Here is a 14028-nt window from a genome sequence, read left to right as displayed (position 1 = left end):
AAATGAATTACTACACTACGTAGTGATTACAATTTACTACATTATGTAGTGGTTCGTCAAGAGAAGAAGAAAGAAAGTGATTTATTACATTTGATAGCATTCTGTTCTTGGTAAGTGAGTAGATAAGCGGTAGTGATACGAGGAACGATTCGTAGAGAAAGTGTCTATTAATAGGAAAAAGAAGGCGTCCGGCCAGATCTAAGATCTTTCGGGACACCCCCTTTGAGGCAATGCTTATTTCTCGATATTATGGAACACCGTGTCATAAGTGGTCTGAATATAATCCAGCGTCTGACCGTGTAATACGATATTGTTCACCAAGGTGATAAACAGGAATAGGATCATGATGCCGGTCAGAGCTTGCTGAATACGATAGCTGTTCAATTTTGCAATGAACATCGCGGCGAGTACGAATACCGCAAACAGATAATGCCCTGCGTACAAGTACATATCGTAATTATACGTAGCCAGACCGAAGCCAACGATGACGTGGAGCAGGATCGCGAACAGAATGTAGATGCTGAACGCCCACGTATCACGGGATTTGATGCCTTTGATGAAGGAGAGCACGGCGAGCAAGAGCATGCCGAGACCGACGATATGGACATGGATCGGATACGGCTTGGACAAATCCGTCACAAACGCAGCGATTCCCGGATCAATCATAGCAAGCTCGGGCGACAGAATAGGACTTACAAACAGCATGTAAAACACGCGTGAATGATGCGTGAAGGAGAAGGGAGAAACGTAGCTGAGCGCGCCGTTCTGCATGCTTGTAAATACGTTCCCGATCCACGATTTGCCTGAGAACAGCAGGTGCTGAAGCAGTGTAACAATTACAACCATGCCCAGAAAGACCAGCATTATGATGATAAACCGTTTAAACGCGTGTTTCATTCGTCTATCCAACATACTGATCAACAGTGCTCCCGAGAAGGTTGCTACATTCGTAGATGTAATTCCGAAATTGATAAGGGCCAGGGAGGCGTTAGGCATTACCCCAAACCGATTCTCGATTCGGTTATGCTGCAAGTAAGCCGCAGATAAAATGATCATAAACTGCGCATAAGCATAGGAATCCGGTATAAAAGCCGTGTACAGTGAGTAAGAGCTGAAACCAAAGAAAGCGGCTGTGACGAGGGAAAGCACCCAGCCTGCTCCGCCTCTGCGGATGATGTAATATACCAGAGCTGCACTCAAGGCATTCAAGACTGACTGAATCAGAAGATAAGGGAGGTTGGAACTCCCGATGATCGATGTTAACGGACTTGTCAGGAAATTAATGAACGGGTGTATGATCGAGATATTTTCCGGGCCATATTCCATCGAAGGGTCGAAGTTAAACAGATTCAAGGTAAAAGGTGCACCATAGAAAGGGCTATGGGGCATCAGGGTGGCTGCATGATCCTTAATGTAGGTCACGAAGGGAAGATTCATGAAAACATACCATAGCGCAAGACAGATGCTTAAGCCGATGGCCGTATAATTATCTTTTTTATGTCGAAACAAATAACGGAAAAAAGTCATGTTCGCTTTCCACCAATCTAATCATTTTATGTATTCAAAGTGAGCCGTTCTGCATGCATTTACCAGATGAGCATAAGCAATCCGGAAATAATAAACGCGACACCCGCGATTTTTCGAATCCCTATGGTTTCTTTGAATACCAGTTTGGCAAACAGCAATGCCCACAGAAATGTCAGCGCATTGGCTGGCATAACCAGTGTGTAGGGAAGCTGGCCAAGCAGGTAAATGTTCAGCAGCGCCCCCAAACCGTAACAGAAAAAACCGATCAGAAGCAGCTTGATTTGTTTGCCCGCGGTGTACCCCTTGAAGAATACGCTCCCAAGCGAGCCCAGAAGTGTCATCAAGAGCAGAAGTGAGTAGAGCAGGATGTCATTTTTCATAGGAAGTTAAAGTCACCCCGATTCCAAGCAGGGCTACAGCGGCCAGTTTTTTTAGGGTAAGAGGTTCGTCCAGAAAAAAATCACCATAAAACAGGGCCACAATATAGCTGATACACATCAGGGGGTAGGCTACGGATAGCTTCTCCAGGGAAAATGATTTGATCATGAGTACAGCCCCGAGGCCATAGCAGACAAACCCGATCCCCATATACAGCAAGTTGGTATGACCCCACTTCCAGAACAGCTGCCCGGTAGCCGTCAAAAAGGCCGATACAACCATCAGCAGCTTGCCGAGGTGGCGCGGAGAGTCCTGTGCTTTTACCTGCTCCATGTTAATCCCTCGCATCCATGAGCGGATTTGTGATTGACTAGATATTTGTGCTTGACCAGCCGGAGCATCGGCAGATCGGATAAGGAATCGGAATAAGCACAGGATGACTCATAGTCAATGGTCAGCTGTTGCTCGTCCAGATATTGCTGAATGCGGTTCACTTTCTCCTCTCCCTTGCAATTGCTGCCTTCAATCATTGAGGTAAAGCGTTCGTCCTGCCGGGTCAATTTTGTCGCTATCACGGTGTCAACGCATGGCAGCTCTGCAAAGTATCTCATATACGCATCCGGGGATGCCGTTACGAGCAGGACATGATAACCCGCGCTCTTTTTAAGCTGCAGCTCTTTCAGCGCATCGGGAAAGATGGCGGGCTTTAATTCTGTTTGATAAAAATGCTCCAGATCGGAGTCTTCCATATGGCGCATCGCATGGAAATAAGCGCTTTTTGCTTTTTCGGCTTCCAAGAGCTTCAGCTTGTACAGCACGGAATGCAGCACGACCTTCAGAATGACGGGTGCCGTGGAAGGTTTTTTCCGTATACCATACTGCAAAAATTGAAACATGGAGTCCGTATGAATCACCGTTTTGTCGATATCGAATATAGCGAATTTCTGGTTCATATGGGATCCCTCTATTACCAATTCTGTATTATTCAAAGTACACCAAAATTCCGACAACGCTTATTACATAGAGAATGACGGTAACCAGGATGTGAGTGTCCTCCAGGAGCACCCGGTCAGGCGCACCGCCTTTCTTCTCGATATGTATCAGATAAAGATAGCGGAACATGCCGTAGATGACAAGCGGAATGGTCCACATGAGGTGAACGGTTCTGCCCGATGTAAAGGTAAACAGCGAATAACTGATGATGGTTGCCGTTGTGACAATGCTGCTCATCTGGTCCAGCAGATCAAATGAATATTGATCCAGCACCTTGCGGTGAGAGCCCTTGTCATTTTGCAGCAGATGAAGCTCATGCCGTCTCTTGCCGATAGCAAGAAAGAGCGACAACAGCATGGTGCACAGCAGGAACCACGGCGTGAAGGGCACATGAATCACCAGACCGCCTGCAATGGCCCGCAGTACAAACCCTGCCGCAATAATCATGATGTCGATGATGACAACGTGCTTCAGCCGGAACGAGTAAGCAACATTCATTGCGAAGTAGAGCAGCAGCAAGCCGGTAAACAACGGATTAAGAACATAAGATACCGCTAGAGAAGCTGCTAACAACAACGCACCAAACACAAGCGCCAGCTTGGGCGGAAGTGCACCGGATGCCATCGGACGGTACTTCTTCACCGGATGGTTGCGATCGGCTTCGCGATCCGCATAGTCGTTCACGATATAGACGCAGCCGGATACGAAGGACAAGAGAAGAAAACCGATCAGCGTATCGAGGAGCGATCCAGGATTTATCGTTTCGAACGAGAACGAGGGGGGCGGCAAAAATAAGCAGATTTTTGGTCCATTGCTTCGGTCTAAGCTGCCTAAAGAGCAGCACAGGAAGCTGCCTCAATGGGGCAGCCGCTGAATTCGTATTTGTGGATGACAATTGATGTAACCTCCTGATCAATCATGTTTCACTGGGATGTAGGGAAGAAGAGCTGAAATACGATAGCTATCATACCATAGAATAGACTATATATGGTAATGATGAGTGAACAAGCTGTTGCCGCACTACAGAAAAAATAAACCTCCCCAAGGGTCCTTGAACCAGCAGGGAGGCCATCATTCAACGTGTTATTACTTGTTTGCATGGCAGGTGAAGGCAAACAAGCCTTCCTCAAGATTTGCCGATAAGCAGGGAGAGCAGACCGGCGGCAATCAGCGGCCCCACGGGAACGCCGCGGAATAGAGCAACACCGAGGACGGTGCCAACGAGGAGCCCGGCAACCACGGTCGGGTTGCTTCCCATCAGGGTAGCTCCGCGTCCTCCCAGATAAGCGACAAGCATGCCGACGGCAATGGCGAGCAGTGATTTCCAATGGAGGAAGGACTCGCCGATGGTTTGCAGGCTCATCTTACCGCTGGCCAGCGGCGACATCACCCCTATGGTGAGGATGATGATACCGAGGGTCAGTCCGTATTTCTCCAGCCATGGGAAGGCCTGCTGAAAGCCGGTTACGCGGAGCATTAGCAAAGTCAGCATCGCAATGGTCACAGCAGAGTTGCTGCTGATAATGCCAAGTCCGGCCATGGCCAGCAGGATGAGTGAAGTTACGTCCATGGGAGATCCCTCCTTTTGTTAAACATTCGAGACCATGTGCTGTGCGATCAAGCGCCCGTGAAATCTGCCCGTTTCAATGAAGACCTCATTAGCGTTACGGCCCGATGCGATGACGCCAGCCACATAAAGTCCTGGAACGTTGGTCTCCATCGTATCCGGATTATAGAGCGGTTTCTCCATGTCCTCATTCAGTTCGACGCCAGAGGAGGCGAGCAGCTTGCGGTCAGGGCGAAAGCCGGTCAATGCCAAGACAAAATCATTCTCAATGATCGTTTCCTGACCTTGATTCGAAAGAATGGTTACCCAGGATTCCGCGATTTGAACGACACGGGAGTTCAGGTGAAGCTGTAAATGTCCCTTCTGAACCATGCCGTCGAACAGAGGACGTACCCATGGCTTGATATTCTGGGACACTTCTTCGCCCCTGTACACCATCGTGACCTCTGCTCCAACGCGGATGAGCTCCATGGCTGCATCGACAGCGGAGTTACTGCCTCCGATGACAACGGTTTTCATGCCGGCATAAGGATGAGCTTCACGGAAATAGTGCGTTACTTTCTCCAAGTCTTCACCAGGAATGCCGATATAATTCGGATGGTCAAAATAACCCGTAGCGATGACTACGTGTTTGGCTTGTCGAATGGATTTCTCACCGCCGCGCTTCTGCGTTTTCACTTGAAAGCTGCCGTCCGGCTGCTTCGTTATCGTGAGGGCTTCCTCATATGGGAAAATGTTAAGATTAAAATGCTTGGCAACTCTGCGGTAATAGGCCAGCGCCTCGTGCCGGAACGGTTTGTCATTCGATATGGCAAATGGAACATCGCCGATTTCGAGCATTTCAGCTGTACTGAAAAACTGCATATGCGTCGGATAAAGATAAATGGAATGGACTACATTGTGTTTATCGATGATCACGCTGCTGAGGCCCTGGCGGCCGCACTCAATGGCAGCTGCGAGACCGCATGGGCCTGCGCCGATAATTAAGACGTCGAGCATGGTGAACCTCCTTATGTATTTAACCTTACGCTATGGATCAGCATTATAATCCTACAGCAAATAAAACGATAAATCCAGATTTCCCGTTGACGCAGTACGGTTTTTCACATGAGTGGGGGGAGGGATTGACAATCATTAGAAATTAGATTATCTTCTAATTAGATATTTATTAAATTAGATGCTTATAAAATTTGTTTTTTGGAGGGTTGATCATGATGGAATTGACAGCAAGTGAGGCGTATAAAGCCTCCGTACTAAGAAATTTTATGGCTGAGGATGGAAGCCTGCGGCAAATTCCGGCACAGTACAAGAAGAAGCTGGTGATTATGGAGCACCTGGTGGAACAGCTTGAAATGGGGCGGGAATACCCTGAGAAGGAGATCAACGAGTTTATTAAGCAATATCATGCGGATTACGCAACCATCCGGCGGGAATTTATCATTCATAAGTATATGAGCCGGGATAACGGGGTCTATGTACGAAATCCGCGTGATTTATGGATTCAATGGGACAAGATCTAAATCTTAACAAGCCGCCAATACACAAAACAAAAAACCACCCTCATTTGAACTGCACCTCCAATGTTAGATGGTGTCTAACCATTGGGATGGAGTTCAATGGAACGGTGGTTTTCGTGTGTTAAATATACAAATTTAAGTTAGTATAAGTTCTCTATTAGAATCCAGCAGCAGCCTTTTTAACAAGCTCAAGACCGTTTTGGACGATCAGTTCAGCCTCATCCGGGAATTGATTATGACCTTCGATGATCAACGTCTCGATGTCTTGTACGCCCCATTGACGGAGATTACCCATCACGAAGTTTACAGCCATCTCTGCTGCTGCCATAGGTCCTTCGGAATAGTTGCCGCCGCGTGCATTCAAGATCACAACTTTCTTGCCGGTCACGAGACCTACAACGCCTTGAGGCGTATATTTAAAGGTTTTTCCTGCTTGGTTGAGGTAGTCGATATAGGTGTGCAGTACGGCAGGTACCGTCATGTTCCACAATGGGAAGGCAAAAACGATTTTGTCGGCAGCAAGAAACTGGTCAATATATTTGCTGACATTCGCTGCAGCAGTTTGCTCTTCCGGTGTTGCTTCGAAGCCTTTGGAGGCTTTGAACATTCCGTTAATGGCAACACCGTCATAATAAGGTAGGTTCTCTGCGAAGAGGTCAAGCTCCGTGATTTGATCTTCCGGGTGGCTTGCTTTGAAAGACTCCAGAAACTCGTGATACATTTTTACACTTACCGATTGCTCAATGGCTCTGTTGTTTGCTTTGATGAATAGAACATTAGACATGTATGAAAACTCTCCTTGTTGTATGGTTTACTTTATAAATTATAGTATATTTCATTTGTATGGTTTGTCAATGACATCCTAGTGAACAATATCAATGTTGCCGGAGTAGGTTTGTATTTGGATAGTATCGGTTGTTTCCTCCATTGCTTCCGGTGCCTTCACGGATCCCGACAGCGACTTGAGATCATAGAATCCGCGGAATGACGGATCGGGCTGCACTTTCACATCACCGGATCTGCATAAAATTTGGACGGGCGAAACACCAACCAGGCCCAGGTTCACATTTCCTGAAGAAACTTCGATGTCTACGGGGCCTTCCAGATCTTTCAACACGACATTGCCGGAATGATTGACAAGCTGCGTGGATGCCTGAATATCGAAGCCGCGAATATTCCCCGAAATATTTTCCACGTTTAGTTGCTCGGCACGTATCTCACTCATGTTAATGTTGCCTGATTTCACGGAAATGTCCACCGTTTTGGATGATGCACCTTTGACGTGGATGTTATCGGAGAACGTTGACAATTCCAGATCATCGAGTTTTGTGCTTGATGGCAGAACAACGGTCAGTTTTCCTTTGGGTGAATGGAAGTCCACACTCATAAACTGAATCTTGTAGGATGGGGTCAGATCCAGTTCGATTTCCGAACCAGATGGATGAAAAGATTGGAGGATGTCGATATATTCGGGTCTTAATTTACCGTCAAAAGCGATGTATCCTCCCGAATCTCCGCTATCTTCGAAGGCAAAGTCAATTTCGATGTTGCTGGAAATCCTCAGTTTTTTCAGATTTTCCGCATCCTGCAGCTCCCATTTGTTCTGATAGCTGATAAGCTCCTCCCCAAATTTAAATTGATACGCAGCCATACCGACGATGCCAACCAATATAAGTGCAATAGCTGTACTGAACAACCATTTCTTGTTCACTTTGCGTCACGACCTTTCATCATGCGAGTATTCCATCTGGAGTAGCCGAGGGTTATCGATAACAATCCCGATATAATGGAGCGGGTTAGATAACCAAGAAGAATGCCGATTCCCACGAATGAAACGGACAAGAACAGTTTGGCGGGATAAAACGTCCCGTTCACCATATAATCAAGCAGGACAAGCACCGGGCTGAGCAGGGTGGCGAGCGAGCCAGCTGCAATGGCAACTCCCCCGGACCATAATGCCGCAAGGAAAGGAATCATGACCATAGCGCAGAAGAATAAACCCGTTCCCATGGCGATTTTGCCGAACGAAGAAGGTTTTCCCGAACTTGCAGGGACCGGGATTTCCATGTCTACATAACGGTCGCCTAATGCTTCCTTTGCCATTTCAAAGGGATCTCCCAGCTCACGGGCGATTTCCTGCTCGGACCGTCCGTTCTGCATGCCGATGTCAAAATGGGACACCACGTCCTCGATGAATTCCCGGCGCTCATGGGGAGGAAGCGCAGCCAGACGCGATTCCAAAATCGAAATAAACTGTTTTTTAGTCATACCCATTTCCTTCCTCTATCAGATTGGTCACATTGCTAACAAAAGTCTTCCATTCCTTTACCATCGCCCTCATATAGATCACACCGCTTGGGGTCAGCTTATAATATTTACGGGGTGGCCCCTCGCTTGATTCCTGCAGGTATGTTGTGCAGTAGCCTTCATTCACAAGCCGGCGAAGAAGGGGGTATAAAGCTCCTTCCGCGACCTCAATATGCCGAGATACCGCTTGGGCCAGCTCATAGCCATATTGGTCCCTGCGATGGATAAGCACAAGCACGCAAATTTCAAGAACACCTTTTTTAAATTGAATACTGACATCCATGCCGATACCTCCTTTCATAAATCCTTGTTCGTGTTGTCATCATGAGGTAGTAATTAATATTCAGTAGTGTCTACAACAAGATATCACTTAGTACTGATTAATGCAAGGTACTGACTATAAATGGGCTGCAGTTTGACTGTTTCGAAAAAAAAAGTCGATTCATTAGAAGCTTTGTATAAGGAAGGGAGTTTCGTTTAATCTCGGAAAAGCACGGTTAATAGAAGTTATCAGAACATAGGGTCGTTTTTCCTAAGTGAGGAAGTGGAGGGATGAATTGTATGTCTATCGATCGGTTTATATTAAAAAAGCTCAACCATTGCCAGGAGTTAACGACACGGAGAAATCTCGTGAAATTGTTTCAGATTCGAATTCAGAGAGCACAGATAGCCGAGGAGCGCCATTACGGGTTATAATGAAGCTAAACAAAAAAAGGGCTACCCCTCTTTTTAAAAGAGAGATAGCGCAAGAGAGTCGTTTTCACTTTTGCTGTGAAGAATTGCCTCGGATCCCTCGATTTCAATACTGATGAGGGAGTTGAGGCATTTTTGCAGCGCCTTTTTGCCGGTTTGAATTTTATGGTCAAGCGCGCTGGTCAGCAGTTTTAGTACCTTCTGTACCGGCTGCTTGCTGTCCGTTGTAAAGTACACGGGAACCGGCTTGTTTTGGAACATAATAAGTGTTTTCATATCAATCACCTCACGAAAGTTTTTTCATGATAATTGCATTATAAATTGCCAATCTTAAAATAACCTTAAATTCGTATAATTAATCAGAATCATTTTTGTGAGCGTGACATTTTTGTGAACAGTGGCTTTTTAACAACGAAAAGCCTCGATTTGGCCTATAATCAGTACATAAATAGTTCTTCTGAACCAACGTTTTCACAGCCGAAATAGGAAAAAGGAAATATGACACAAATTGACAGAACAGATCCTGTAATGATATAGTTACAATAATGTAACTATTTTTTGTGCCTATTAAAATAGGTGTTTGGACATGGAGTATGGAATAAACATATAGAATTAACATTTTTGGGAAGGCAGGTTAACCAGATGATACTCACCGTGATCAGCGGGCGTAATGAAGATGATTGGTTTGATATCGACGTACCCGATGAATGCTCGATTGGACGGTTGAATGAGCTGCTGGGACTGCGTCTCTTTCATGAACCCTCCAGTGAAGGAATTCAATATATATTAGAAGCAAAATTTCCAGAAGGCTTGTGGTTTACGGTAGGGGGCCATTCAAGCCTTGTTGAGGCTGGATTGAGAGAAGGCTCTTATATACGTTTACAGCGGGCATTCTCCACAACAACCGAGGAAGCTCCTGTCTATGGCAGAAGATCGTTGTTTCAAGAAAGTTAGAATTGGGTAAGTAACCCATTGGTTTTGACTGAAACAACAACCTACATAATGTACTTTTCAGATGCTCTCTGGATTAGGAGGAAGTGAACATATGAACGTGTTATATCAACGTTCGCCGCGTATTAGACCGGCCTTACCGAATGAGGAAATGGAGATTCTGAGACCTCCGTCGGAGCCTAGCAAACCGTCATTCTCGATGATTGCCATCATTATCCCGATTATTATGACTGCCGTGACGGTAGGCTTCTATGTCTATATGAGCATGAGCGGCAAAATGTCCAACCCCAACTACATGATGTTTCAGATGTTGTCCATCTTTATGATGCTGACATCCTATACACTGCCGTTTTTCATGTATTTAAGCAACAAGAAGACCTACCAGATCAAGCTGAAGGAACGAGACCAGAAATATCGCGCACAGCTTGATCTGCACCGAGACGAGCTTAAGGAGAAGCAGGAGGACCAGGTTCATATCCTGTTTGACATCCATGGCGATCCGGACGTGTGTTATAACGTAGCAAAGAACCGCAGCAGCAGCTTGTGGGAGCGTTCACCGGAGGATACGGACTTCCTGGAGATTTGCGTCGGCAAGGGGGAGGTGTCTTTTTACATTCAGGTCAAGCCTCCCCGTGCGGATGGATATGACAAAGACCCGTTGATTGAGGCGGCTGAATTGCTGTCTGCGGAGTTTCAGACGGTTGACGAGGCATCGATTGCTCTGCCCCTGTTCGAATCCAAAGTGATAGGGATTGTTGGCGGAAGAGATCGGGTACTGAATATGCTTCGTGTCATGATGGCCCAAACCGCTGTAAGACTACTCGCCTGACGAAGTGAAGATTGCCGCGTTCTATGAGGAGAAAGTAGGCGAGTGAGTGGCAGTTGGCTGCGATGGCTTCCGCACACATGGGATGATGACCGCTCCAGCCGCTATCTTGCTGATCGGCGCAGTAATGCGCATCAGCTTGCAGATGAGCTGTTTACGCATTTATACCGTCGTAAGAACAATCGCTCCGAGCATGGCAAGAAATCGATCGAGACACCTGCATACGTTGTAATTTTATCCGCTGCCCAATTAATCGAGGAAGAACCGCTGCTTCCTCTGTTGCTGGAAGACGGTGATGCAGCTGATGTGGTCACGATCGTTTTGTCTGACCGGAAGGAAAGCCTGCCGATGCACTGCCAGCTTATTGTGGAGGTAGAGCGTGAGCAGGCAGCTTATACCATTAAGAAACAGGATGGCACCGTCTCCAGGCAATCGTTCCAGTCACATCAGATCAGCAAAGACCAGATTGAAGCCTTGGCCCGTTATATGGCGCCGATCCGGTTGAAACGATCCTCTGCATCCGATATCCCTAGCGTTCTGCCTCTCTTTGAAATGATGGATATTCAGAGAATCAACGATCTGGATGTGCACAGACGATGGCAGCAGAACCGTTATCCGGACTCATTGCCCGTTCCCATGGGTGTCCGCGCGGGCGGAAAGAAGATTAATTTGAATCTTCATGATAAAATAGAACGTCAAGGACATGGACCGCATGGTCTCATTGCAGGGACGACGGGTTCTGGCAAAAGTGAGGTCATTCAATCGATTGTTGCTTCACTGGCATCCGAATTCCATCCACATGACCTAGCATTTATGCTTATTGACTATAAAGGCGGCGGCATGTCCAATACGTTTGTAAACTTGCCGCATGTTGTAGGTACGATTACCAATCTGGATAACAATCTGATCGAACGGGCAAAGGTTTCGCTTAAGGCCGAGCTTGTCCGCCGACAGAAAATCCTGAATGATGCGGGCAATTTGCAGCATATTGACGAGTATTACAAATTGCTGCGCAGCCGCCACGGCGAACCGCTGCCCCATCTCGTTATTATTATTGATGAGTTTGCTCAGCTGAAGAAAGATCAACCGGAATTCATGGATGAATTAATCAGCATTGCGGCGATCGGGCGAACGCTCGGTGTCCATCTTATTCTTGCAACACAAAAACCGGCTGGGGTTGTAGATGATAAAATTTGGAGTAATTCGCGCTTTCGGATCTGTCTTCGAGTGCAAAGCGAGGGAGACAGCCGGGACATGTTGAAGATTCCGAACGCAGCCTGGATCAACAAGCCGGGAAGAGGTTATTTCCAAGTCGGCAGCGACGAAGTGTTTGAGGAAATGCAGTATGCCTGGAGCGGTGCTCCTTATATTGAAGAGAAGGATACACCTGGCGCTGTGGTAATACGCGAGGTGAGGATCAACGGCAGGACAGAACCCCTGCTTGCTTCGAATCCCTCGATAGGAGCCCATCTTGAAGTGCCTAAACAGCTGCAAGTGTTTATCGATCATGTGGCTGAGGTAGCAAGACAACAAGGGATAGCCCGACTTCAGGGACCATGGCTGCCTCCGCTTCCCGAAAGTCTGGATTTGGATGCGATTGAGTCCGGTATGGAATTTGAAAAGAAGGATCCATTCTGTGAATGGACCCTTACATCTTATGTGGGGATAGTTGATGACCTGCCTAATCAGTGTCAAAAGCCGCTGGTCTTAAACTTGGAACAAGGGCACTGGGCAGTCTACGGAATGCCGGGCCTCGGAAAGACCACCTTCATCCAGACGATGCTGATGTCCCTTGCCCATCGGTACAACCCGGACTTTTGGCACGGCTATATCGTGGATATGGGTCGGATGATGCGGGACTTTGCAGGACTGCCTCATATCGGAGCGGTCATGACCGCAGAAGAGGAGGATCGGATCAAGCGTTTGTTCCGTTTTCTCGCGAAAACCGCGGCCCTGCGGAAGGATATGATCGCTGATGCGGGAGTGAAAACCGTTGCGTCATATCGCCGGTCGAATGCAATCGCAGTTCCTCAAATAGTCGTGATTATTGATGGGTATCTAAACTTCCGGAACTCATATCCCGATGAGAATGATATGCTGGAATATTTGCTGCGTGAGGGTGGAAGTTTGGGAATCACATTCGTGATAACCGCCAATCGGATATCGGATATGTTTGAGAAAGTCCGGAGTAATATTTCGCAGGCGGTATCGTATGAACTCGCCGACCCGGCTGATTATTATTATGCGGTAGGACGTCCTGCACGAGCTCCAAGCCAGCTTCCTCCCGGGAGAGGCCTGGTTAAAGGACAAGTGCCGCCGCTTGAATTCCAAACGGCACTGCCGGCTTCAGGTCAGGACGAAGGACGCCGTTCCGCAGCGCTTCGCGATAGCATTCGTGCTCATCATGAATCGTGGCAAGGGGAATATGCGCCGCATATTGAATCGCTGCCTGACAGAATTCCGCTTCACCAGTTGCTTAAAGTTCAACATCCTTATGAAAGTGCAGGCATGGAGAAATATCAGGTTCCTGTCGGCGTGACGACGGATGATTTGACGCCTTTTGCGATCAATCTTGAGGATGGGCCGCATTTTATCGTTGCAAGTCCAATGGAAGGCGGCAAGACGTCATTCCTTCTTAGCTGGATGCTATCGCTTGCGTATTATACGTCACCGGATGAGCTGGAAATCTATACGGTAGACACGCGCTATGGCAGCAGCGGGCTAAGCCGGATGAACCATCTTCCGCATGTCAGAGGACATGCGGAGAATGAGGAGGATCTGGCACCGCTCATTTCGGGCCTTCATGAACGGGTTCACGACCCGATCGAAGGACGGGGAAGACCCGGCTATCCTGCTTATGATTGATGATGCTGATGTTCTGAGCAAGCAGCTCTCTGATTTCACCTTGAAGGACCAATTGTCTGCCATCGTAAGACAGGGAAGAGACCGCCGGGTTCATGTCGTTGTTGCTGGCGTTCCGGCCGACTTCCCGACGTATGGCGTGGACTGGTTTACGGATATTAAGGCTGCACAGAACGGATTTTTATTCGGGACTTTGGATTCAAACGATTTATCGTTCTTCAGAATTCCTTTTTCCGAGTCTTCGAATAGTCCTGGAGGACTAAAAATTCTTCCGCCGGGACAAGGGTACTACGTAAAACGAAAATTTTCCAGAATAAAAGGCGCAGTTCCGTTCGATGACGAATGGAATGCCCAGAGATGGGTCACAGAAATTCGCGACCGATGGCATGTTGTAGTTTGAGGGGAGG

The 14028-nt window shown here is 47.3% G+C and carries 13 protein-coding genes and 2 pseudogenes; 3 read left to right on the top strand and 12 right to left on the bottom strand.

The genetic code is table 11. From position 1 onward, the window contains the following. Positions 1 to 234: 234 nt before the first annotated feature. From PVOR_RS19730 to PVOR_RS19700, 7 genes and pseudogenes are all read right to left on the bottom strand, one after another. On the bottom strand, positions 235 to 1527 hold the full coding sequence (locus tag PVOR_RS19730) for a DUF6080 domain-containing protein (protein WP_006211219.1): 1293 nt from the start codon (positions 1525 to 1527) through the stop codon (positions 235 to 237). A gap of 59 nt (positions 1528 to 1586) precedes the next feature. Further along, on the bottom strand, positions 1587 to 1907 hold the full coding sequence (locus PVOR_RS19725; protein WP_006211218.1) for an EamA family transporter: 321 nt from the start codon (positions 1905 to 1907) through the stop codon (positions 1587 to 1589). Beyond that, on the bottom strand, positions 1897 to 2238 hold the full coding sequence (locus PVOR_RS19720) for a DMT family transporter (RefSeq protein WP_006211217.1): 342 nt from the start codon (positions 2236 to 2238) through the stop codon (positions 1897 to 1899). The genes PVOR_RS19725 and PVOR_RS19720 overlap by 11 nt, the downstream gene beginning before the upstream one ends. Then, a complete protein-coding gene (locus PVOR_RS19715; protein ID WP_006211216.1) occupies positions 2226 to 2858 on the bottom strand; it encodes an HAD-IB family hydrolase in 633 nt (210 codons plus the stop codon). The genes PVOR_RS19720 and PVOR_RS19715 overlap by 13 nt, the downstream gene beginning before the upstream one ends. A 28-nt stretch (positions 2859 to 2886) precedes the next feature. Beyond that, positions 2887 to 3793 (bottom strand): annotated as a pseudogene (locus PVOR_RS19710) (decaprenyl-phosphate phosphoribosyltransferase). Positions 3794 to 4024: 231 nt separating this feature from the next. Next, entirely contained in the window at positions 4025 to 4468 is a 444-nt protein-coding gene (locus PVOR_RS19705; protein ID WP_006211214.1) for a DUF441 domain-containing protein, read from the bottom strand. An 18-nt stretch (positions 4469 to 4486) separates the two neighbouring features. Beyond that, complete coding sequence (locus PVOR_RS19700) at positions 4487 to 5464, bottom strand: YpdA family putative bacillithiol disulfide reductase (protein WP_006211213.1); 978 nt, start codon at positions 5462 to 5464, stop codon at positions 4487 to 4489. 212 nt (positions 5465 to 5676) lie between these two features. Between PVOR_RS19700 and PVOR_RS19695 the strand changes: the two genes are divergently transcribed. Beyond that, positions 5677 to 5985 carry a DUF2087 domain-containing protein gene (locus PVOR_RS19695; RefSeq protein ID WP_231888192.1) on the top strand — a complete coding sequence of 103 codons (309 nt, stop codon included), beginning with the start codon at positions 5677 to 5679 and terminating at the stop codon, positions 5983 to 5985. A gap of 154 nt (positions 5986 to 6139) precedes the next feature. Here the strand turns inward: PVOR_RS19695 and PVOR_RS19690 are convergent, their stop codons facing one another. The 5 genes from PVOR_RS19690 to PVOR_RS19670 form a co-directional block, all read right to left on the bottom strand. Next, the gene (locus tag PVOR_RS19690; RefSeq protein WP_006211211.1) at positions 6140 to 6766 is read right to left on the bottom strand and encodes an FMN-dependent NADH-azoreductase; all 627 of its coding nucleotides are present in this window, start codon (positions 6764 to 6766) and stop codon (positions 6140 to 6142) included. Between the two features lie 78 nt (positions 6767 to 6844). After that, positions 6845 to 7693, bottom strand: a complete 849-nt coding sequence (locus PVOR_RS19685) for a DUF4097 family beta strand repeat-containing protein (RefSeq protein ID WP_006211210.1) — start codon at positions 7691 to 7693, stop codon at positions 6845 to 6847. Then, entirely contained in the window at positions 7690 to 8250 is a 561-nt protein-coding gene (locus PVOR_RS19680) for a DUF1700 domain-containing protein (RefSeq protein ID WP_006211209.1), read from the bottom strand. Before PVOR_RS19680 ends, PVOR_RS19685 begins: the two co-directional genes overlap by 4 nt. Further along, on the bottom strand, positions 8243 to 8572 hold the full coding sequence (locus tag PVOR_RS19675; RefSeq protein WP_006211208.1) for a PadR family transcriptional regulator: 330 nt from the start codon (positions 8570 to 8572) through the stop codon (positions 8243 to 8245). The genes PVOR_RS19680 and PVOR_RS19675 overlap by 8 nt, the downstream gene beginning before the upstream one ends. Before the next feature lie 446 nt (positions 8573 to 9018). Beyond that, positions 9019 to 9258 carry a hypothetical protein gene (locus PVOR_RS19670; protein WP_006211206.1) on the bottom strand — a complete coding sequence of 80 codons (240 nt, stop codon included), beginning with the start codon at positions 9256 to 9258 and terminating at the stop codon, positions 9019 to 9021. Between the two features lie 366 nt (positions 9259 to 9624). On the opposite strand from PVOR_RS19670, the gene PVOR_RS19665 reads away from it, so the two are divergent. Both PVOR_RS19665 and essC read left to right on the top strand, forming a co-directional pair. After that, on the top strand, positions 9625 to 9936 hold the full coding sequence (locus tag PVOR_RS19665; protein WP_006211205.1) for a hypothetical protein: 312 nt from the start codon (positions 9625 to 9627) through the stop codon (positions 9934 to 9936). A gap of 91 nt (positions 9937 to 10027) precedes the next feature. Next, positions 10028 to 14021, top strand: a pseudogene (essC, locus tag PVOR_RS19660) (type VII secretion protein EssC). Positions 14022 to 14028 lie beyond the last annotated feature (7 nt).

The sequence above is a fragment of the Paenibacillus vortex V453 genome (assembly GCF_000193415.1).
GTDB classification, from domain to species: domain Bacteria; phylum Bacillota; class Bacilli; order Paenibacillales; family Paenibacillaceae; genus Paenibacillus_AQ; species Paenibacillus_AQ glucanolyticus.
Note: the sequence above shows the minus strand (reverse complement) of the source record. Positions and strands in the feature narration are given on the sequence as shown.